This is a genomic window from Streptomyces sp. NPDC045846, from assembly GCF_056431605.1.
The window spans coordinates 331972-353248 of sequence record NZ_JBWKKJ010000008.1 but is presented as its reverse complement, the minus strand read 5'-3'; the positions used below and the strand labels follow the sequence as shown (position 1 = coordinate 353248).

19 protein-coding genes are annotated in these 21277 nt (G+C 71.1%); 4 read left to right on the top strand and 15 right to left on the bottom strand.

Annotated features, from left to right (window positions below):
• Window positions 1-77 precede the first annotated feature (77 nt).
• Entirely contained in the window at window positions 78-2234 is a 2157-nt protein-coding gene (locus AC07F3_RS24290; protein WP_479116539.1) for an ATP-binding protein, read from the top strand.
• A gap of 21 nt (window positions 2235-2255) precedes the next feature.
• Here AC07F3_RS24290 and rpsD read toward each other — a convergent pair whose 3' ends face one another.
• Entirely contained in the window at window positions 2256-2870 is a 615-nt protein-coding gene (gene rpsD / locus AC07F3_RS24285; RefSeq protein WP_053723667.1) for a 30S ribosomal protein S4, read from the bottom strand.
• 234 nt (window positions 2871-3104) lie between these two features.
• On the opposite strand from rpsD, the gene AC07F3_RS24280 reads away from it, so the two are divergent.
• Entirely contained in the window at window positions 3105-3785 is a 681-nt protein-coding gene (locus AC07F3_RS24280; protein WP_479116658.1) for a DUF2470 domain-containing protein, read from the top strand.
• 6 nt (window positions 3786-3791) lie between these two features.
• Here AC07F3_RS24280 and AC07F3_RS24275 read toward each other — a convergent pair whose 3' ends face one another.
• The 4 genes from AC07F3_RS24275 to AC07F3_RS24260 form a co-directional block, all read right to left on the bottom strand.
• Complete coding sequence (locus AC07F3_RS24275; RefSeq protein WP_114038150.1) at window positions 3792-5147, bottom strand: replication-associated recombination protein A; 1356 nt, start codon at window positions 5145-5147, stop codon at window positions 3792-3794.
• 56 nt (window positions 5148-5203) lie between these two features.
• A complete protein-coding gene (locus AC07F3_RS24270; protein ID WP_479116538.1) occupies window positions 5204-5842 on the bottom strand; it encodes a vitamin K epoxide reductase family protein in 639 nt (212 codons plus the stop codon).
• A gap of 150 nt (window positions 5843-5992) precedes the next feature.
• Entirely contained in the window at window positions 5993-7255 is a 1263-nt protein-coding gene (gene hisS, locus AC07F3_RS24265; protein ID WP_479116537.1) for a histidine--tRNA ligase, read from the bottom strand.
• Window positions 7256-7269: 14 nt separating this feature from the next.
• Entirely contained in the window at window positions 7270-7980 is a 711-nt protein-coding gene (locus tag AC07F3_RS24260) for an MBL fold metallo-hydrolase (RefSeq protein WP_479116536.1), read from the bottom strand.
• 137 nt (window positions 7981-8117) lie between these two features.
• Between AC07F3_RS24260 and AC07F3_RS24255 the strand changes: the two genes are divergently transcribed.
• Together AC07F3_RS24255 and AC07F3_RS24250 are read left to right on the top strand one after the other, a co-directional pair.
• Window positions 8118-8897: a peptidylprolyl isomerase gene (locus AC07F3_RS24255; protein WP_479116535.1), complete on the top strand. Its 780-nt coding sequence runs from the start codon at window positions 8118-8120 to the stop codon at window positions 8895-8897.
• Between the two features lie 204 nt (window positions 8898-9101).
• Entirely contained in the window at window positions 9102-10331 is a 1230-nt protein-coding gene (locus AC07F3_RS24250; protein ID WP_114038020.1) for a DUF349 domain-containing protein, read from the top strand.
• Between the two features lie 238 nt (window positions 10332-10569).
• On the opposite strand, the gene AC07F3_RS24245 is transcribed toward AC07F3_RS24250, so the two are convergent.
• From AC07F3_RS24245 to pdxT, 10 genes are all read right to left on the bottom strand, one after another.
• The gene (locus tag AC07F3_RS24245) at window positions 10570-13062 is read right to left on the bottom strand and encodes a RelA/SpoT family protein (protein ID WP_479116534.1); all 2493 of its coding nucleotides are present in this window, start codon (window positions 13060-13062) and stop codon (window positions 10570-10572) included.
• Between the two features lie 193 nt (window positions 13063-13255).
• Window positions 13256-13807 carry an adenine phosphoribosyltransferase gene (locus AC07F3_RS24240; RefSeq protein ID WP_479116533.1) on the bottom strand — a complete coding sequence of 184 codons (552 nt, stop codon included), beginning with the start codon at window positions 13805-13807 and terminating at the stop codon, window positions 13256-13258.
• Window positions 13804-14904 carry a protein translocase subunit SecF gene (secF, locus tag AC07F3_RS24235; RefSeq protein WP_479116532.1) on the bottom strand — a complete coding sequence of 367 codons (1101 nt, stop codon included), beginning with the start codon at window positions 14902-14904 and terminating at the stop codon, window positions 13804-13806. Before secF ends, AC07F3_RS24240 begins: the two co-directional genes overlap by 4 nt.
• A gap of 1 nt (window position 14905) precedes the next feature.
• A complete protein-coding gene (gene secD, locus AC07F3_RS24230; RefSeq protein WP_479116531.1) occupies window positions 14906-16672 on the bottom strand; it encodes a protein translocase subunit SecD in 1767 nt (588 codons plus the stop codon).
• Between the two features lie 144 nt (window positions 16673-16816).
• The gene (gene yajC, locus AC07F3_RS24225) at window positions 16817-17275 is read right to left on the bottom strand and encodes a preprotein translocase subunit YajC (protein ID WP_479116530.1); all 459 of its coding nucleotides are present in this window, start codon (window positions 17273-17275) and stop codon (window positions 16817-16819) included.
• Window positions 17276-17439: 164 nt separating this feature from the next.
• Window positions 17440-18531 carry a Holliday junction branch migration DNA helicase RuvB gene (gene ruvB / locus AC07F3_RS24220; RefSeq protein WP_114038014.1) on the bottom strand — a complete coding sequence of 364 codons (1092 nt, stop codon included), beginning with the start codon at window positions 18529-18531 and terminating at the stop codon, window positions 17440-17442.
• 47 nt (window positions 18532-18578) lie between these two features.
• Complete coding sequence (gene ruvA, locus AC07F3_RS24215; protein WP_479116529.1) at window positions 18579-19184, bottom strand: Holliday junction branch migration protein RuvA; 606 nt, start codon at window positions 19182-19184, stop codon at window positions 18579-18581.
• Complete coding sequence (ruvC, locus tag AC07F3_RS24210) at window positions 19181-19711, bottom strand: crossover junction endodeoxyribonuclease RuvC (RefSeq protein WP_479116528.1); 531 nt, start codon at window positions 19709-19711, stop codon at window positions 19181-19183. Before ruvC ends, ruvA begins: the two co-directional genes overlap by 4 nt.
• Before the next feature lie 119 nt (window positions 19712-19830).
• Entirely contained in the window at window positions 19831-20583 is a 753-nt protein-coding gene (locus AC07F3_RS24205; RefSeq protein ID WP_114038011.1) for a YebC/PmpR family DNA-binding transcriptional regulator, read from the bottom strand.
• A gap of 106 nt (window positions 20584-20689) precedes the next feature.
• A complete protein-coding gene (gene pdxT, locus AC07F3_RS24200; protein ID WP_479116527.1) occupies window positions 20690-21274 on the bottom strand; it encodes a pyridoxal 5'-phosphate synthase glutaminase subunit PdxT in 585 nt (194 codons plus the stop codon).
• Between the last annotated feature and the right edge of the window lie 3 nt (window positions 21275-21277).

The window sequence follows — 21277 nt, the reverse complement described above, 5'->3', positions numbered from 1 at the left end:
GGCTTCGGGGCCGCCACAAGCGGAGTCGCGCAACCCGATTGTACGCAGTGCATGCCCTTGAGTACCCTGCGTGTTCCATGCGCTCCCATCTGCCCGCAGAGTTGAACCGTTTCGTCGGGCGCGACCGCGAACTGGACCGCCTGGGCCGACTGCTCAGCGAGGGACGCATGGTCACCGTGACCGGCGTCGGAGGCGTCGGCAAGACCCGCCTCGCCCTGCGCGCCGCCGCCGCGGTGGAGCAGGAACGGTACTGCGACGGCGTCCGACTGGTCGAGCTGTCCGCCCTGACCGATCCCGGCCTGCTCGACCACGCGGTCGTCGAGGCGCTCGGCCTGACCGACCAGACCGCGAGGCCCCCGCGCCGCCTGCTGCTCGACCACCTCGGGGAGCGCCGGCTCCTGCTGGTGGTCGACTGGTTCGAGCAGTTGGTGGACGCCTGCGCCGGGCTCTTACGGGAGTTGCTGCGCGGCTGCCCCGGCCTGAGCGTGCTCGCCGCGGGGCGGCTTCCGCTCAGGATCGACGGCGAGCGGGTGCTGCCGCTGGCGCCGATGAACGACGAGGACGCGCTGCGGCTCTTCACGAAGCGCGCGGCCGACACCCGGGGCTTTGAGCATCCGCCCGACGGACACGCGGCGGCGGCCGCCGAGCTGTGCCGCCGCCTGGACGGGATCCCGCTGGCCCTGGAGCTGGCGGCGGGCCGGCTCGGCACGCTCTCGGTGGAGCAGTTGCTGCACCGGCTCGACGACCGGTTCCGCCTTCTCACCGGTGGCGGGCGGGCGGCGCTGCCGCGCCACCAGACGCTGCGCACGACCATCGGCTGGAGCCACGAGCTGTGCACGCCGGCCCAGCGGCTGCTGTGGGCGCGGCTCTCGGTGTTCGCCGGCTCCTTCGACCTGGAGGCCGTCGAGTACATCTGCGTGGGCCCCGATCTGCCGCAGGACGAGGTCCTCGACGTCCTCGGCGAACTGCTCGACCAGTCCCTGGTGGTGCGCGACGACGGCCTCGCCGGGGTCCGCTACCGGCTGCTGGACACGGTCCGCGAGTACGGCGCCGAGTGGCTGGCGGGGACGGGGGACGCGGACCGGCTGCACCGGCGCCACCGCGACTGGTACCTGGGGCTCGCCACCTGGTGCGAACTCGACTGGTTCAGCCCCCGCCAGGCCGAGGTCGCCGTCCGTGTGGAGAGCGAACTGGCCAATCTGCGCGCCGCGATGGAGTTCTCGCTCGGCCGCCCCGAGGACGCTCACCTGGCCCAGCACCTGGCGGCCACGCTCTGGTTCTACTGGGCCGGCTGCGGGCGCCTGGCGGAGGGGCGGCACTGGCTGGCCCAGGTCCTGGACGCCGAGAGCGAGCACCACCGTTCACGGCTCAAGGCGCTGTGGGTGCTCGGCTACGTCGCCGTCCTCCAGGGCGACGCGGTGGCGGCGATCGCGGCGCTCCAGGAGTGCCGCGAGGAGGCCGAGTCGCTCGGCGACGCCGTGGCCGTGGCCTACGCGGTGCACCGCACCGGCTGCCTGGCCCTGGTCACCGACGACATGCCCCGCGCCGAGGAGCTGCTGCGCACGGCGCTGTGCGGGTACGAGGAGGTCGGCGAGCTCAACAGCAACGTGCTGATGGGGCAGGTCGAGATGGCCATGGCGGTGGGCTTCCGGGGCCGGCTCGACGAGGCCGTCGCGGTCTGCGAGCAGGTGGTGCGGGTCTGCGAGGACCACGGCGAGCGCTGGGCCCGCGCCTACGCGCTGTACGTCCTGGCGTACGCGGCCTGGTACGGCGGCGAACCGGACCGCGCGCGCACGCTGTTGCGGGAGACCCTCGCGGTCACCCATGCCTTCCACGATCTGGTGGGCACGGTGCTCACCCTGGAGATGCTGGCGCTCGTCGAGGTGGACACGGGGGATCCGGCGGAGGCGGCCGTGCTCCAGGGAGCCGCCGAGCGGATCTGGCCGTCGGTGGGGCTGCCGCTGTTCGGCTCGGCCTATTTCTACGCCGCGCACGTGCTCTGCGAGGAGCGGACCCGCGAGCGGCTCGGCGACGCGGCGTACGAGGAGCACCGGAGCGGCGGCACCCGGCTGGACACGGAGGCGGCGGTGGCGCGGGCGCTGGGCCACGAGGGCGGCGGCGTACGGGAGTTGGCGGCCGCGGTCGAGGGGCAGCCGCACGAGGGGGCCGGACACGCGGAAGCCCGCCGCCTCCCGCTCCATGCGGAGCGGGGCGACGGCGGGCTGAAGCGCTGAGGCTCCGGTGGTACGCCTGGATCAGCGGGCGTAGTACTCGACGACGAGCTGCTCGTCGCAGATGACCGGGATTTCCTTGCGGTTCGGGTCGCGGTCCAGGCGGAAGGCCAGGGCCTTCAGGTTCACCTGGAGGTAGCGCGGGGTCTCGCCCTCGCCGGCGTAGCCACCCTCGCGGGCGACCTGGAAGGGGACCTTCTCGCGGCTGCGCTCGCGGACCGTCACGACGTCGTCCGGACGGACGCGGAACGACGGCTTGTCGACCTTGCCACCGTTGACCTGGATGTGACCGTGCACGACCATCTGGCGGGCCTGGTAGATGGTGCGGGCGATGCCCGAACGCAGGACCAGGGCGTCGAGGCGACGCTCGAGCTCGACGACCAGCGCCTCGCCCGTCTTGCCCTCGGCCTTCTTGGCGCGGTCGTAGGCACGCGCCATCTGGCGCTCGCTGATGTCGTACTGGGCGCGCAGACGCTGCTTCTCGAGCAGACGGACCTTGTAGTCCGAGTTCTGCTTGCGGCCACGGCCGTGCTCGCCCGGCGGGTAGGGGCGGGCCTCGAAGTACTTGACGGCCTTCGGCGTCAGCGCGATGCCGAGCGCACGAGACTTCTTGACCTTGGGACGCGACTGGTTAGGCACGTTCTCCAAACCTCCATGGTTGGGTTAGGTTAGGCTCACCTTACTCAAGGAGATCGCATGTCACGTCCGGGGAACACCAGTCACATCACGGACAGCACGAAGAAGGCCGGCCAGACGCCGCTTGCGCGGGAGGCCGACTCCACCGGCCCCCAGTCGAAGCATGGGGCCGGGCACGTGACGGAGGTCCGATCAGATCGTGGTCAGCCGCGTCCCAGCGGACTTGAAATCGCGCGGATGCCGTCAGCAGCCGAGCGCACACGAACTCTCGTACATAGTACCTGCTCGGCGGTACTGCTCGTACCCGGCCCCGTGGGAGCCCGCCCGGAGGAGCTGATGGCCGACGTGCGCAGCGTCGGTCCCGACGGCGACCTGTTCCTGGTCCTGCCCGCCGAGTCCCCGGCCGTACGGGCCACCACCCACGCCCAGGACGACGACGTCCGGGCGGTCCTGGAGCTCACGGACGTGGCTCCGGTGTCCGTCCCCCACCGTATCCGGGGCCGCGCCTGGGTCTCCGGCCGGCTGACCCAGGTGCCCGGGCAGGCGGGACCCGGCCGCATGACGCTCCGCCTCGAAGTCGGCGACGTGTACGTGGACGACCTCTGGGGCGCCGCCGCGGTGGACGTCGAGGAGTTCGCGAAGGCGGCGCCCGATCCGCTCGTACGGCACGAGACCGAGCTCCTCCAGCACCTCGCCTCCGCCCACGGCGAGCAGCTCGGCCTGCTGTGCGGGCTCGTGGGACGGGAGGGCGTGGCGAGGGTCACCCCGCTGGCGCTCGACCGTTTCGGGCTGCGGGTGCGCTTCGGCCGGACCGACGGCCACACCTTCGACGCGCGCTTCGACTTCCCCGAGCCGGTGGACGACCTCACCGCCCTGCGCCGCGCGATGCACCGGCTCTTCGAGGCGGCGGCCGACTAGGACGCGCTACTCCGGGGCGCGGCCCAGACGTTCGCGCACCTTCTCCACCACGTCCGCGTACCGCGCCTCGGCCCCGTAGCGGGTCGGCTCGTAATAGCGCCGGTCCGCCACCGCGTCCGGGGCGTACTGCTGGGAGGCGATCGCGCCCGGCACGTCGTGCGGGTAGACGTAGCCCTGCGCGTGGCCCAGTTTGGCCGCGCCCTTGTAGTGGCCGTCCCGCAGATGCGGCGGGACGGGGCCCGCCAGGCCCTTGCGCACGTCCTCCATCGCGGCTGCGATGGCTGTCGTCGCCGAGTTGGACTTCGGGGCGAGCGCCAGCGCGATCGTGGCGTGGCTCAAGGTCAGGGCGGCCTCGGGGAAGCCGATCAGGGCCACCGCCTGGGCCGCCGCCACCGCCGTGGGCAGCGCCGTCGGGTCGGCCAGGCCGATGTCCTCGCTCGCGGAGATGATCAGGCGCCGGGCGATGAAGCGCGGGTCCTCGCCCGCTTCGATCATCCGGGCCAGATAGTGCAGGGCCGCGTCCACGTCCGAGCCGCGGATCGACTTGATCAGCGCGCTCGCCACGTCGTAGTGCTGGTCGCCGCCCTTGTCGTACTTCACGGCCGCCCGGTCGACCGTCTCCTCCAGCGTCTGGAGCGTGATCTCCCGCTCCGACTTGGCGAGGGCCGAACCGGCCCCCGCCTCCAGGGCGGTGAGCGCCCGCCGGGCGTCGCCGCCCGCGATGCGCAGCAGGTGCGCCTCGGCGTCCGCGGGCAGGGTGACCGCTCCGCCCAGGCCCCGCTCCTCGGTGAGCGCCCGCTGGACCAGGGCCCGCAGGTCGTCGTCCGTGAGCGGTTCGAGGGTGAGCAGCAGGGAGCGGGAGAGCAGCGGGGAGATCACCGAGAAGTACGGGTTCTCCGTCGTCGCCGCGATCAGGGTGACCCAGCGGTTCTCGACCGCGGGGAGCAGCGAGTCCTGCTGGGCCTTGGAAAAGCGGTGGATCTCGTCGAGGAAGAGGACGGTCTCCTTGCCGAAGCCGCCGATGGCGCGGCGCGCGCCGTCGATGACCGCACGCACCTCCTTCACCCCGGCGGTGATCGCCGAGAGCTCGACGAAGCGCTTGTTGGTGGCCTTGGACACCACGTACGCGAGCGTCGTCTTGCCGGTGCCCGGCGGGCCCCACAGGATCACCGAGGACGGGCCGGCCGGCCCGCCGGCACCCTCCCCCACCAGGCGCCGCAGCGGCGAGCCCTGCTTGAGGAGGTGCTGCTGGCCGACCACCTCGTCGAGGACGCGCGGGCGCATCCGTACGGCCAGAGGGCTGCCCGCCGGGTCTTTCTCCTGGCGGTCCTCTGCAGCTGCGGTGAACAGGTCGGGTTCCACGCTCACGACCTTATGTCACCCCACTGACAACACCCTCTGGCCTGCGAGAACGCCGGTCAGCTGGTCCAGAAGTCCCACCAGCGGGTCAGGATCAGCATGCCGATGATCCCCACGTGCAGCACCGGCAGCACCCAGGTGAACTCGGACAGGAAGTTCTTCGCCCAGCGCGGCGCGGGCAGCAGGCCCTTGCGGAGGTTGAACGACGTCACGTACCAGAACATGAGGATCGTGGCGACCCAGGCCAGGCAGCACCACAGGCACAGCGAGTTGATCCGGTACAGCGACTCGAACTGGAGCCAGCTGACGAACCCGACGCCGAACAGGGTGCCCGCGTTGAAGGTCAGCCAGTACCAGCGGCGGAAGCGGCCGCCCGCCAGGATGCTCATGCCGACGCAGACGACGATGCCGTACGCGACCAGACCCAGCATGGGGTTCGGGAAGCCGAAGGCCGCCGCCTGGTCGCTCTTCATGATGTTGCCGCAGGACACGACCGGGTTGAGGCTGCAGCCCGGCACGAAGTTCGGGTTCTCGAGCAGCTTGAACTTGTCGAGCGTGATGACCCAGGCCGCCACGAGACCGGCCACGCCGGTGATCACGAGCAGCCAGGCGAAGGCCCGGCTGCCGCCCACCGCACCCTCGCCGCTCACCTCCCGATGGCCGGAGTCGGAGGAGACGTCGTCAAGTGTTGTGGTCATAGCGCCGGTCCGTCATCCCGTCATCGTGGTTGCCTGTGCTGCCGCCGCCTCATTCTGCCGCACCGGACCCGCTGTTCACCGTTCGATGGGCATAAGGGCCGATCCCCCGGTCCTCCTCCCGCATGCCGCGGGAGGAGGACCGGGACGGGCTCAGGCCAGGCGGGCGCGCACCGTTTCCAGGACGGCGTCCAGCGGGACCGGCGTCTGCTCTCCGGACTCCATGTCCTTCAGCTGGACCACGCCCTCCGCGAGGTCGCGCTCGCCCGCGACCAGGGTGAAGCGGGCGCCCGAACGGTTCGCGTTCTTCATGGCGCCCTTCAGGCCCTTGCCGCCGAAGGAGAAGTCGGCCGAGATGCCCGCCCGGCGCAGCTCGGTCACCTTGGTGAAGAGCACGCGCCGCGCCTCCTCGCCGAGCGGGACCGCGAACACGCTGGTCGTGGAGGGGAGTTCGAGGGTCACGCCCTCGGCCTCCAGGGCCAGCACCGTGCGGTCGACGCCGAGCGCCCAGCCCACCGACGGCAGCGCGGGGCCGCCGATCATCTCGGAGAGGCCGTCGTAGCGACCGCCGCCGCCGACCGCGGACTGCGCGCCCAGACCGTCGTGGACGAACTCGAAGGTCGTGCGCGTGTAGTAGTCGAGGCCGCGCACCAGCTTCTCGTCGTCCTCGAAGGCGACGCCCTCCGCGGTGATCAGGGCGCGCACCTCCTCGTGATAGGCCTTGCACGCGTCGCACAGGTAGTCACGCAGCACCGGCGCGCCGACCAGCTGCTTCTGCACGTCCGGACGCTTGTCGTCGAGCACCCGCAGCGGGTTGATCCCGGCGCGACGGACGGTGTCCGCGTCGAGGTCGAGGCCGCCCAGGAACGCCTGGAGGGCCTCCCGGTAGACCGGGCGGCACTCGTTGTCCCCGAGCGAGTTCAGCAGGATGCGGAAGTCGCGCAGGCCGAGCGAGCGGTAGGCCTGGTCCGCCAGGATGATCATCTCGGCGTCGAGCGCCGGGTCCTCCGCGCCGATGGCCTCGGCGCCGACCTGCGAGAAGTGCCGGTAACGGCCCTTCTGCGGGCGCTCGTAGCGGTAGTACGAGCCCGAGTACCAGAGCTTGACCGGGAGGTTGCCCGCCTTGTGCAGGTTGGCCTCGAGCGCCGCGCGCAGCACGGACGCGGTGCCCTCGGGACGGAGCGCGAGCCGGTCGCCGCCCTTGGTCTCGAAGGCGTACATCTCCTTCGTGACGATGTCGGTGGACTCGCCGACACCGCGCGCGAACAGTTCGACGTTCTCGAAGCCCGGGGTCTCGATGTAGCCGTAACCCGAGTTCCGCAGCGGAGCGGCGATCGCCTCGCGCACCGCGAGGAACGTGGCCGAGTCCGGCGGGAGCAGGTCGTAGGTGCCCTTGGGGGCCTGGAAGGTACTCATGGTGAGGCTTCTCGTCACATTCCTCGTCGGGGAGAGGCGATGCCCTCTCCCTGGCCGGCGGCCACCTGCCGCAGATAGGGGTTGGTGGCGCGCTCCTGGCCGATGGTCGTCTGGGAGCCGTGGCCGGACAGCACCACGGTCGAGTCGTCGAGCGGCAGGCACACGCGGCCCAGCGACTCGAGGAGCTCGGCGTGGCTGCCGCCGGGCAGGTCGGTGCGTCCGACGGAGCCGGCGAAGAGCAGGTCGCCCGAGAACAGGATCGGAGGAATGTCCTCCGCCTCGGGCAGCCCGAACGTCACCGACCCCTTGGTATGGCCGGGCGCGTGCGACACGGTGAGCTCCATGCCCGCGAGCGCCAGCTTGGCGCCGTCGGTGAGCTCCTTGACGTCGTCCGGCTCCCCCACCGTGAGCTCGCCCATGAGCTGCGCGCCGATGGCCCGGCCCAGGGCCTTCTCCGGGTCGCTCATCATGTAGCGGTCGTCGGGGTGGATCCAGGCGGGTACGTCGTGGGCTCCGCAGACCGGGACGACCGAGGCGCAGTGGTCGATGTGGCCGTGGGTGAGGACGACGGCGACGGGCTTGAGCCGATGCTTCTTCAGCGTTTCCTCGACGCCCTGGGTGGCCTGGTGGCCGGGGTCGATGATCACGCATTCCTCGCCTGCGGCGGGGGCGACCAGGTAGCAGTTGGTCCCCCAGGCCCCGGCGGGGAACCCGGCAATCAGCACGATCGTCCTCGATTTCTTGCGCGGCGGGTGATTACGGCTGTTCAGAGCCTACCGGCGCTGCTCCGGTCACAGCGAACCCATATACGGTACGGGGCACAGTCAGCTCGTACTCACGTACCCGCACAAGGAGACGACCGGTGGTCAGCAGCGAACAGCGTCGGCGCCAGCTCGCGCGCGAGAAGTTCGAGCGGCAGCAGCAGCGCCGGGAAGAGGCACGGCGCAGGGCCAGGCGCCGCAACACGGTCATCGCCGCGGCCCTCGCGGTGGTCGTGGCGGCGGGCGGCGCCGCGTTCGCGACGGGCGCCTTCTCCGACGACGGCAAGAAGGCGGACGCGGCCGCGCCCTCCGGCAGCCCGACGCCGACCCCGAGCGGGTCGCCCGAGCCGAAGATGGCCGTAGACGCCAAGGCCAAGTACGACATGGCGCTGAAGACGAACGCCGGCGACATCAAGATCGCGATGGACGCGGCGAAGACGCCGCACACGGTGAACTCGTTCAAGTCCCTCGCCGACAAGGGCTACTTCAACAACACCAAGTGCCACCGGCTCACCACGCAGGGCATCTACGTGCTCCAGTGCGGCGACCCGCAGGGCACCGGTTCGGGCGGTCCCGGCTACACGATCCCCGACGAGAACCTGACCGGGCTCGGCAAGGCGGGCGCGGACGGCACCGTGACCTACCCGGCGGGCACGGTCGCCATGGCCAATACCGGCCAACCGCACAGCGGCGGCAGCCAGTTCTTCCTGGTCTACAAGGACAGCAAGCTGCCGCCCACCTACACCCCGTTCGGCACGATGGACGCGGCCGGCCTGAAGGCCGTCGAGGACGTCGCCAAGGAGGGTGTCGAGGGCGGCGCGGGCGACGGAGCGCCGAAGAAGGCCGTCACCATCGAGAAGGCCGCCGTCACCAAAGAGTGACGCCCCCGGCCGCCCGGCACCGAGCGTGAACCGCTGAATTCGGCCGCGCTGAGTGCGGACAGCCGGGCGGCCGGTCGCCTAGATTGGCGTTGTGCAGCGCGGGCTCGTACGCGCTGTGGAGGGCGGGCGAGACCCGCCGGGAAACTGTGGACGATGCCCCGGGGGGACGAACCCCCCGCGCAGGCATCATGTGGAGGAGGCGCTGTGAGCAGCGACCCGTGGGGCCGCGTCGACGAGACGGGCACCGTGTATGTGCGTACAGCCGAGGGCGAAGTGGTCGTCGGATCGTGGCAGGCGGGCTCTCCCGAGGAGGCCCTGGCCTACTTCGAGCGCAAGTACGAGGGCCTGGTTGTCGAGATCGGCCTCCTCGAACGGCGGGTGAAGACCACCGACCTGTCGGCGAAGGACGCGCAGACCGCGATCGACCACCTGCGGTCGCAGGTGGACGAGCATCACGCGGTCGGTGACCTCGACGCGTTGCGGGGGCGCCTCGACAAGCTCGTCCAGACCGTCGAGTCGCGTCGCGAGGAGCGCAAGGTCCAGAAGGCCAAGCAGACCGACGAGGCCAAGCACGCCAAGGAGGCGCTGGTCGCCGAGGCCGAGGAGCTGGCGCAGAGCGAGCAGTGGCGCTCGGCGGGCGAGCGGCTGCGTGCCCTGGTGGACACCTGGAAGGGGCTGCCGCGCCTGGACCGCAAGTCCGACGACGAGCTGTGGCACCGCTTCTCGCACGCCCGCTCGGCGTTCTCCAAGCGCCGCAAGGCGCACTTCGCGTCGTTGGACGCCCAGCGCGAGGACGCCCGCAAGGTCAAGGAGAAGCTGGTCGTCGAGGCCGAGGCCCTGTCCGGCTCCACGGACTGGGGCACGACGGCCGCGCGCTACCGCGACCTGATGGCGGAGTGGAAGGCGGCGGGCCGCGCCCAGCGCGAGGCCGAGGACGAGCTGTGGAACCGCTTCCGCGGCGCCCAGGACGTCTTCTTCGCGGCGCGCAGCGAGGTGTTCGCGGAGCGCGACGCCGAGCAGACCGAGAACCTGAAGCTCAAGGAGGAGCTGGCCGTCGAGGCCGAGAAGATCCTCCCGGTGACCGACCTGAAGGCCGCCCGCGCCGCGTTCCGCTCCGTCAACGAGCGCTGGGAGGCCGTCGGCCACGTGCCCAGGGACGCGCGTCCCAAGGTCGAGGGCCGGATGCACGCCGTGGAGCGGGCGATCCAGGAGGCCGAGGAGGCCGAGTGGCGCCGCACCAACCCGGAGGCGCGGGCGCGTGCCGCGGGTCTCACGGGCCAGCTCCAGGACGCCGTCGACAAGCTGCAGAAGCAGATCGACGCGGCCCGCGCGGCCGGCAACGACGCGAAGGCGGACAAGCTGGCCCGCGAGCTGGAAGGCCGCCAGGCGCTGCTCGACCAGGCGCTGAAGGGTCTTGAGGAGTTCGGCGGCTGATCACGCCACCGCCGCACGGCGAGGCCCCGGAACCCTTCGGTTCCGGGGCCTCCGCCTTTCTCCGCCCAGCCGGGGCCGCAGGGGCCACGAGACGCGAGCACGGTCCGCAGGCGTCGGCGGGGTTGCTGGGGCTTCGCCCCGGACCCCGTTCGCCGAACAGGCTGAGGTTGCCTCTGCTCGGCACCCTGTCGAGGTCAGCCCGTCCAGGGGCGTGCCCCCGGCGCCGGCCCGCAGGCCGCTAGGGCCGCCGCGCCGACGTCACCCGGTACACGTCGTACACACCCTCAACACCCCGCACAGCCTTGAGCACGTGGCCGAGGTGCTTGGGGTCGCCCATCTCGAAGGTGAAGCGCGAGGTGGCGACACGGTCGCGGGAGGTCTGTACGGCGGCCGACAGGATGTTGACGTGCTGGTCGGACAGGACGCGGGTGACGTCCGACAGGAGGCGCGAGCGGTCCAGGGCCTCGACCTGGATGGCGACCAGGAAGACCGAGGACTGGGTGGGGGCCCACTCCACTTCGAGGATCCGCTCGGGCTGCTGGGACAGCGAGTCCACGTTGACGCAGTCCGCCCGGTGCACCGATACGCCGCTGCCCCGGGTGACGAAGCCGATGATCGGGTCGCCGGGGACGGGCGTACAACAGCGGGCGAGCTTGACCCACACGTCGTCGACGCCCTTGACGACCACGCCCGGGTCGGCGTTCTTGCGGCGCTTGCTGCGGCCGCGCGAGGGCGGCGCCGACTCGGCGATGTCCTCGTTGGCGGCCTCCTCGCCGCCGAGCGCCTGAACCAGCTTCTGCACGACGCCCTGGGCCGCCACATGGCCCTCGCCGATCGCCGCGTACAGCGAGGAGATGTCGGGGTAGCGCATCTCGTGGGCGAGGGTGACGAGCGAGTCGCCGGTCAGGATGCGCTGGATCGGCAGGTTCTGCTTGCGCATGGCCCGCGCGATGGCGTCCTTGCCCTGCTCGATGGCCTCGTCGCGGCGCTCCTTGGAGAACCAGGCCCGGATCTTGTTGCGGGCGCGGGGCGACTTGACGAAGCCCAGCCAGTCCCGCGAAGGGCCCGCGCCTGCCGCCTTGGAGGTGAAGACCTCCACCAGGTCGCCGTTGTCCAGGGTCGATTCGAGCGGCACGAGCCGTCCGTTGACGCGTGCGCCTATGGTGCGGTGACCGACCTCGGTGTGGACGGCGTACGAGAAGTCGACGGGGGTCGAGCCCGCCGGGAGCGCGATGACGTCGCCCTTGGGCGTGAAGACGAAGACCTCGTTGCGCGAGAGGTCGAAGCGCAGCGACTCCAGGAACTCGCTGGGGTCCTCGGTCTCCTTCTGCCAGTCGAGCAGCTGGCGCAGCCACGCCATGTCGTTGAGGTGGTCGTCCTTGCCGGTCTTGCGCGGCACGTCGGTGCGCACCTTGGAGGCGCCCGCGACGGCCTCCTGCTTGTACTTCCAGTGCGCGGCGATGCCGTACTCCGCGCGGCGGTGCATGTCGAACGTGCGGATCTGGAGCTCGACGGGCTTGCCGTTGGGGCCGATCACCGTCGTGTGCAGCGACTGGTACATGTTGAACTTGGGCATCGCGATGTAGTCCTTGAACCGGCCGGGGACCGGATTCCATCGCGCGTGGACCGTGCCGAGCGCCGCGTAGCAGTCGCGGACCGTGTCGACCAGGACGCGGATGCCCACCAGGTCGTAGATCTCCGCGAAGTCACGGCCGCGGACGATCATCTTCTGGTAGACGCTGTAGTAGTGCTTGGGGCGGCCGGTGACGGTCGCCTTGATGCGGGCCGCGCGCAGGTCGGACTGGACCTCGTCGGTCACTATGGCGAGGTACTCGTCGCGCTTGGGGGCGCGCTCGGCGACCAGGCGCACGATCTCGTCGTACATCTTGGGGTAGAGGATCGCGAAGGCGAGGTCCTCCAGCTCCCACTTGATCGTGTTCATGCCCAGGCGGTGGGCGAGCGGCGCGTAGATCTCCAGGGTCTCGCGCGCCTTCTTCTCCTGCTTCTCGCGCTTGAGGTACCGCATGGTGCGCATGTTGTGCAGGCGGTCGGCGAGCTTGATGACCAGGACGCGGGGGTCCTTGGCCATGGCGACGACCATCTTGCGGACGGTCTCGGCCTGCGCGGCGTCGCCGAACTGCACCCGGTCGAGCTTGGTGACGCCGTCGACGAGCAGCGCCACCTGGTCGCCGAAGTCGCGGCGCAGGGTGTCCAGGCCGTACTCGGTGTCCTCCACGGTGTCGTGCAGCAGGCCCGCCATCAGGGTGGCCGGGTCCATGCCCAGCTCGGCGAGGATCGTGGTCACCGCGAGGGGGTGCGTGATGTACGGGTCGCCGCTCTTGCGCTTCTGGCCGCGATGCCAGCGCTCGGCGACCTGGTAGGCGCGCTCGACCTGGCGCAGCGTCGCCGTCTCGATCTTGGGATCGTTGCTGCGCACTATCCGCAGGAGCGGTTCGAGCACCGGGTTGTACGCCGACGAACGCTGCACGCCCAGCCGGGCGAGGCGGGCCCGCACCCGGTTGGAGGAGCCGCCGGAGCGCGACACCGAACCGGCCGGGACCACCGGCTTCGCGACCGGGGCCGGCGCCGCGGCGGGCCGCTCGGCCGGGGCCTTGGCGTCCTCGGGCGCCGCGGGCTTCCGCTTCGCCGCGGGCTCGGGGGGCGTGGCCTGGTCCGCCGCGGCCGGCTGCTCGGGCTGCGCGGCGGAGAGTGGCTGGGCCTCGTCTGGCAAGAGCGCTCCTCTGGGGTCCCCCCGGACGGGGTCTGGGGGAGGGTCCGGGTCCCCCGGTCAGGCCCGGAAGACCCATGGTATCGAGCCAACGGCCTCCGCTCGCCCTCGGCCGGTGTGACGGCTCTGCCAGGAGAAACGCCAGAGGCGGGCACCGGATTCCTCCGGGCCCGCCTCGGCGGTGTCGTACTGCCGCTCAGACCGTGATCAGGGCGTCCAGCGGGGCGCCGCGCAAAGCGGTCTCCAGCCGTGCCCGGCCGCTGAGGAAGCTGAGCTCCATCAGGACCGCGACCCCGGCGACCTCGGCTCCGGCCCGGCGGATCAGTTCGAGGGAGGCCTCGGCGGTGCCGCCGGTGGCCAGCACGTCGTCGATGACCATGACGCGGTCACCCGCGCTGAGGTCCTCGGCGTGCACCTCGATCTCCGCGGTGCCGTACTCCAGCTCGTACGCCTGCTTGAGCGTGGCTCCGGGGAGCTTGCCCGCCTTGCGTACGGGGATGAACCCGATCCCCGCGCGGACCGAGACGGGGGCCGCCAGGATGAAGCCGCGCGCCTCCAGGCCGACGATCTTCGTCGCGCCGTGCTGGACGCACAGGGCGGCGAGCGCGTCGGTGAGGGCCGTGAACGCCTCCGGGTCCGCGAGCAGCGGCGTGATGTCCTTGAACATCACCCCCGGCTTCGGATAGTCCGGCACGTCACGGATGCGGCTGAGCAGCAGGCCCGCGGTCTCGGTGGGGACGCTGGTCATCGGCGCTTCCCCCGGTTGTTGCGGCTCGGCTGGCGGCGCTGGCCGACGACCGCGCCGGCCGTCTCCGAGTCGTCCTCGTCGTCGAGCGGCGCCGCGTCCTCGGGACCCTCCGCGCTCTCGCCCTTGGCGGCGGCCGCCGCGCGCTTGGCGAGCACCCGCTTCTTGAGGGCCTTCATCTCCGGCATGGCCTCCTTCAGGTCGGCGACCAGCGGAGTGGCGATGAAGATCGAGGAGTAGGCACCGGCCGCGAGGCCGACGAACAGGGACAGCGAGATGTCGTTCAGCATGCCGGCGCCGAGGACGCCGCCACCGATGAACAGCAGGCCCGCCACCGGGAGCAGCGCCACGACGGTGGTGTTGATGGAGCGGACCAGGGTGCCGTTGAGGCTCTTGTTCGCCATCTCGCTGTAGGTGACCCGGGTCTGCTTGGTGATCCCCTTCTGGCCCTCCTTGAGTCCGTCGAAGACGACGACGGTGTCGTAGAGGGAGTAACCGAGGATCGTCAGCAGACCGATCACGGTGCCCGGGGTGACCTCGAAGCCGACCAGCGCGTAGATGCCGACCGTGATCGTGAGGTCGTGGATCAGGGCGACCAGGGCCGCGAGCGCCATGCGCCACTCGAACGCGATGGCCAGGTAGACCACCACCAGGACCATGAAGATGATCAGGCCCGTCCAGGCCTTGTTGGCGATCGTCTCGCCCCAGCTGGGGCCGACCAGATCGGCGTTGATGTCGTTCGCGTCGACCTTGAGGTCCTTCGCGAGGTCCTTCTTGATCTGGTCCGACTTGGCCGTGTCGACCCCGCCGATGGTGATGCGGATCGTGCCGTCGCCGAGCTTCTGGGCGATCGCGTCGTGGCCGGACGCGGTGTGCGCCGCGTCCTCCGCCTGAGAGGCGGAGAAGGAGGTCTTCGGGGTGGTGAAGACCGCTCCGCCCTGGAATTCGATGCCCATCGTCAGACCCCGCACCGCCAGGCCGACGATGGCCGTGATGGTGATCAGGATCGAGATGCCGTACCAGATCTTCCGCTTGCCGACGAAGTCGTATCCGACCTCACCGCGGTACAGCTTGGCGCCGAGAGTGCCGAGCTTCGACATCTCACGCCTCCTTCGGGTTGTCGACGGGGGCGGAGGTGGTGCGGCGCGCGCGGCGCAGCGGGGGCTTGGCGCCGAGCCGCTTCGGGTCCAGACCGGACCACGGGTGGCCGCTCGCGAAGAACTTCGTGCGCGCAAGGAGGGTCATCACCGGCTTGGTGAACAGGAACACCACGACCACGTCGAGCAGGGTGGTCAGACCCAGCGTGAACGCGAAGCCCTGGACCTTGCCGACGGTCACGATGAACAGCACCGCGGCGGCGAGGAAGGACACGAAGTCGGAGACCAGGATGGTGCGCCGGGCGCGCGGCCAGGCCCGCTCGACGGCGGGGCGCAGGGTGCGGCCCTCGCGGATCTCGTCACGGATGCGTTCGAAGTACACGATGAACGAGTCCGCGGTGATGCCGATGGCGACGATCGCACCGCAGACGGCGGGCAGGTTCAGCGCGAAGCCGATGCCCGGGCCGAGCAGCGCCATGATCGTGTAGGTCAGGATCGCCGAGACGACGAGGCTGAGGATGGCGATGAGCGCGAGGCCACGGTAGTAGGCCACCAGGTAGATGATGACCAGGCCGAGACCGATGGCACCGGCGATCAGACCGGCGTGCAGCTGGTCGGCGCCGAGGGCCGCGGTCACCGTGGTGACGCTCTGCTCCTGGAAGGTGAGCGGGAGCGCACCGTAGGAGAGGACGTTCGCCAGGTCCTGGGCGGTCTGCTGGTTGAAGTTGCCGGAGATCTCGGCGGAGCCGCTGAGCGTGGAGCTCACGGTGGGCGCCGAGACGACCTGGTTGTCCAGGGCGATCGCGAAGCGGTTGTTCGGGTACTGCTGCTGCGAGAGCTTGCCGGTGATCGACGCGAACTTCTTCGAGCCGCCGCCGGTGAAGTCCATCTGAACGATCCACTGACCGTTCTGCTGGTTGATCACGGCCTGCGCCTTGGAGACGTCCGTGCCGTCGACCTCGGCCGGGCCGAGGATGAACTTCTCCTGGCCGTTCTGGTCGCAGGCGACCGTCGGCTCGGAGGACTTGGCGCCCTCGCCCGCCTTGGAGCGGGCTGCCTTGGTGGAGCAGTCGAGCGCCGCGAACTGGGCCTGGAGCTTGGCCGCGGCCGCCGCGTCACCGGAGGACGCCGACGGGTTCGGCGCGGGGCTGTTCGGCTTGCTCGCGCCGGGCGTGGGCGAACCGGAGGCCTTCAGGGCGTCGGAGACGGCGCGGCCCTGGGGCGAGCTGCTGGAGCTGGGCTTGCCCGCGCTCGGGGTGCCCTTGCCGGAGGCGCTGGGAGCGCCCGAGGGGGTGGGCTTGCCGCTCGGCTTGCCGCTGGTCGAGGCGCTCGGGGAAGCGCTCGGAGCGGGAGCCGCGGTCGGCTGGGCGGTCAGGACCGGCCGGAAGTACAGCTTGGCGGTCTGGCCGACCTGCTGGCGGGCCTGCTCGGAGTTCGTGCCCTTGGGGATGTTGACAATGATGTTGTCGCTGCCCTGGGTCTGAACCTCGGCCTCGCTCACACCAAGACCGTTGACACGCCGCTCCATGATGGAGACCGCCGTGTCCATGTTGGCCTTGTTGATCGCCGACTCCTGGCCAGGCTCGGGCTTGGCCTTGAGCGTGATGCTCGTACCGCCCGCGAGGTCGATGCCCAGCCTCGGGGTGGTGTTGTGGGAAAGGAACATCCCACCGGTGAGCGCGACCATGGCGATGAGGATGAAGGCCAGGGCACGGCCCGGCTTGCTCTGTCCCCCCGCCGCCGGCCTTCGGCCCTTGTTCGGTGCTGCCACCTTGTCGTTTCTCCCTGTCCAACCGCCCTGCGCCGGGTATGCGCGTGGGCGGCCACGAAGTGTTGTGGGGACGTCCCCCGCGGAAGTCGGCGCGCTGTGGGGACCGCCCGCGCCGGTCGGGCGCCGTGCGGTCCCGGTGCGTGACTACTTCGCGTCGGCCCCGCCGTCGGCCTTGCCGTCCTTGCCGTCCTTGGGCTCGGCGGCGTCCTCCGCCTCGTCCTTCTTGCCCAGGTCGATCTTGGCGTCCTTGGTGTCCTCGGCCTCGGCGGCCTCGGTCAGCGACGAGGCGTCGTTCGGCACCGCCGGGAGCTCCTCCTCGGTGTCGCCGTGCACGATGCGGTTGTACTCCGCGTCGTCCAGGACCGCGCCGATGGCGTTCTTGGCGTAGACGGCGTGGACGCCGGGCGCCACCTCCAGAAGCACGGTCTCGTCACCGACTTCCTTGACGGTCGCGTACATGCCCCCGATCGTGCGGACACCGGTGCCGGGCTGCATCTCATTGCGCATGGCCGCGGCCGCTTGCTGCTTCTTCTTCGCCGACCGCGTCATCAGGAACATGGCCCCGATGAGCACGATGAAGGGGAGGAGGGTCACGAGACTCACGGGGGGAACTTCCTTCGCACGACCGCGATCGATCGCGGCCTGATCTTCGGGGGTGGGTACGCCGGCCTGGAAGGGCGGCATCGGCGGAGTCTAAGCGAGTCCGCACAGATGGAACAACGCCCAGCATCCCACCGGGGTTCCTCCGGGTGCGACCCTCCGCGCCGTCACGCCCCGAAGAGCCCCTGTTGTCCGCTTCCTGGCGCGCCGCCGCCCTGCTGCGGCGGCACGAGGCCGAGGTGGGCCCAGGCCGCGGGCGTCGCCACCCGGCCGCGCGGGGTGCGCGCGAGCAGACCCTCGCGGACCAGGAAGGGCTCGGCCACCTCCTCCACCGTCTCGCGCTCCTCCCCCACCGCGACCGCCAGCGTGGACAGGCCCACCGGGCCCCCGCCGAACAGCTTCAGGAGGGCCTGGAGCACGGCCCGGTCCAGGCGGTCCAGACCGCGCGCGTCGACCTCGTACACCCCGAGGGCCACCGAGGCGATCTCGGGGGTGATGACCCCGTCGGCCTTGACCTGGGCGTAGTCGCGGACGCGGCGCAGCAGCCGGTTGGCGATGCGCGGGGTGCCGCGGGAGCGGCCCGCGATCTCGGCGGCGCCGCCGGAGTCGATCTCCACGTCGAGCAGGCGGGCCGAGCGGTGGATGACCCGCTCCAGCTCGGACGGCTCGTAGAACTCCATGTGCCCGGTGAAGCCGAAGCGGTCGCGCAGCGGGGGCGGCAGCAGACCGGCCCGGGTGGTGGCGCCCACCAGGGTGAAGGGCGGCAGCTCCAGCGGGATGGCGGTGGCGCCGGGGCCCTTGCCGACGATGACGTCGACGCGGAAGTCCTCCATCGCCATGTAGAGCATCTCCTCGGCCGGGCGCGACATCCGGTGGATCTCGTCGAGGAAGAGGACCTCGCCCTCCTGGAGGGAGGAGAGGATCGCGGCGAGGTCGCCCGCGTGCTGGATCGCGGGGCCGCTGGTGATGCGGATCGGGGCGCCCATCTCGGCCGCGATGATCATCGACAGGGTGGTCTTGCCGAGGCCGGGGGCGCCCGAGAGCAGCACGTGGTCGGCGGTGGCACCGCGGGCGCGGGCCGCCCGCAGGACCAGGTCGAGCTGTTCGCGGACCTTCTCCTGGCCGACGAACTCCTCCAGGTCCTTGGGGCGCAGCGCCGCCTCGACGGCGGTGTCCTCGCCGTCGGCGTCGGCCCCGACCAGGCGGTCACCCGCCGTCGCGGACAGATCCGCCGTGTCGGAGCTGTCTTCCCAGTTCATGACGTGTGCCTCGGATCGTGGTCGCGATGGGTGGTGCGGGGGCGGGCTCAGCGGGCGCGGTTGAGGGTCTGCAGGGCGGCCTTCAGGAGCGCGCCGATGTTCGGCTGCTGGGCGGCCTCGGCCTGCGGCGCCACCGCGGCGACCGCCTCGTCGGCCTCGCGGGTCGCGTACCCGAGCCCGATCAGGGCCGCGTGCAGCTGGTCGCGCCAGCCCGAGGTGACCGGGGCGCCGACCGCCGGGGCGGTGCCGACGGGCGCGCCGAGCCGGTCCTTCAGCTCGATGAGGAGCTTCTGGGCGCCCTTCTTGCCGATGCCGGGCACCGCCGTGAGCGCCTTCTCGTCGCCGGTGGCGAAGGCGCGGCGCAGCGCGTCCGGGGTGTGCACGGAGAGCACCGCCTGGGCGAGCCGGGGGCCGACGCCGTTGGCGGTCTGGAGCAGCTCGAAGACCTGCTTCTCGTCGTCGTCGGCGAAGCCGTACAGGGTGAGCGAGTCCTCCCGGACGACCAGGGAGGTGGCGAGCTTGGTGTGCTGGCCGACGCGCAGTTCGGCCAGGGTGTTGGGCGTGCACTGGAGGGCCATGCCGACGCCGCCGACCTCGACCACCGCGGTGTCGGGAGCGAGGGCGGCGACCGGGCCGCTGACGAAGGCGATCATCGGGTGACCTTCCGGACGGAGTGCTGGGCGTGGGCCTGTTGGAGCCGGTTGAGCGCGGGGGCGCGCCAGATGTGGCAGATGGCGAGGGCGAGCGCGTCGGCCGCGTCGGCCGGTCTGGGCGGCGCTGCGAGCCGGAGCAGCCGGGTCACCATGGCGCCGACCTGCGCCTTGTCGGCCCGGCCGCTGCCGGTGACGGCGGCCTTGACCTCGCTGGGGGTGTGCAGGGCCACGGGGATGCCGCGCCGGGAGGCGCACAGCATGGCGACCGCGCTCGCCTGGGCGGTGCCCATCACCGTGCGCACGTTGTGCTGGCTGAACACCCGCTCCACGGCGACGAATTCGGGCCGGTGCGCGTCCAGCCACTCCTCGATGCCGCGCTCGATGGCGACGAGGCGGTGGCCCAACTCGGCGTCCGCCGGGGTCCGTACGACGCCGACGCCGAGCATCGTCAGGGGGCGCCCCGCGACTCCCTCGACGACACCCACGCCGCACCGCGTCAGACCCGGGTCCACCCCAAGTACGCGCACGGCCCCTCCCCTCGGTGATCTTTGACTTCCCGCCAGGCTATCCGCTGCCACTGACAACGGCGGCGGGCCGATGGGACGTGTCCCATCGGCCCGCCGAAACCGCTCGGAGCGCGGCAGCGCTACGCGTCGACCTTCTCCATGACCTCGTCGGAGACGTCGAAGTTGGCGAAGACGTTCTGCACGTCGTCGCTGTCCTCCAGCGCGTCGATCAGCTTGAAGATCTTCCGGGCGCCCTCTTCGTCCAGCTCGACCTGCATGGTCGGGACGAAGTTGGAGTCGGCCGAGTCGTAGTCGATGCCGGCCTCCTGGAGCGCGGTGCGGACCGCGACCAGGTCGGTCGCCTCGGAGATGATCTCGAAGGACTCACCGAGGTCGTTGACTTCCTCCGCACCCGCGTCCAGAACGGCGTCCAGGACGTCGTCCTCGGAGAGCTCGCCCTTGGGCAGGACGATGACGCCCTTGCGGTTGAAGAGGTACGAGACCGAGCCCGGGTCGGCCATGTTGCCGCCGTTGCGGGTCATCGCGACACGTACGTCGGATGCGGCACGGTTGCGGTTGTCGGTGAGGCACTCGATGAGCACCGCGACACCGTTCGGGCCGTAACCCTCGTACATGATCGTCTCGTAGTCGGCGCCGCCCGCCTCAAGACCGGCACCGCGCTTGAGCGCGGAGTCGATGTTCTTGTTGGGCACCGACTGCTTCTTGGCCTTCTGCACGGCGTCGAAGAGCGTCGGGTTGCCGTCGATGTCGGCGCCGCCGGTGCGGGCCGCGACCTCGATGTTCTTGATCAGCTTCGCGAAGAGCTTGCCGCGCTTGGCATCGATCACGGCCTTCTTGTGCTTCGTCGTAGCCCATTTAGAGTGGCCGGACATCTGCCTGTCTCCTTCGCGTAACCCATTCTGCGTCGTTCGGCAGAGATCCTACCGGGACCCGGCCCACCCGTCGCCCGGCCCTCTCGGAGTGCCGGGCGGACGTTCCTCACGCGGCGGCGCGCACCATGTCGACGAACAGCGCGTGCATGCGGTGGTCGCCGGTCAGCTCGGGGTGGAACGAGGTCGCCAGCGCGTTCTTCTGGCGGACGGCGACGATGTGGCCGCCGTGCTCGGCGAGCACCTCGGCCTCGGCGCCGACGGACTCGACCCAGGGGGCGCGGATGAAGACGCCCTCCACGGGGCCCACGCCCGCGACCTCCACGGTCGCCTCGAACGACTCGTTCTGGCGGCCGAAGGCGTTGCGGCGGACGATCATCTCGATGCCGCCGATGGTCTCCTGGCCCGAGCGCGGGTCGAGGATCTTCTCGGCGAGCATGATCAGCCCGGCGCAGGTGCCGTACACGGGCATGCCCGCGCGGACCCGCTCGCGCAGCGGCTCCAGCATGCCGAAGAGCGCGGCGAGCTTGGAGATGGTGGTGGACTCGCCGCCGGGGATGACCAGGCCGTCCACCTCGGCGAGCTCCTCGGGGCGCCGCACCGGCCTGGCCACGGCGTCCGCCGCGGCCAGGGCGATGAGGTGCTCCCGTACGTCGCCCTGGAGGGCCAGGACACCGATCACTGGGGTGTTCATGGG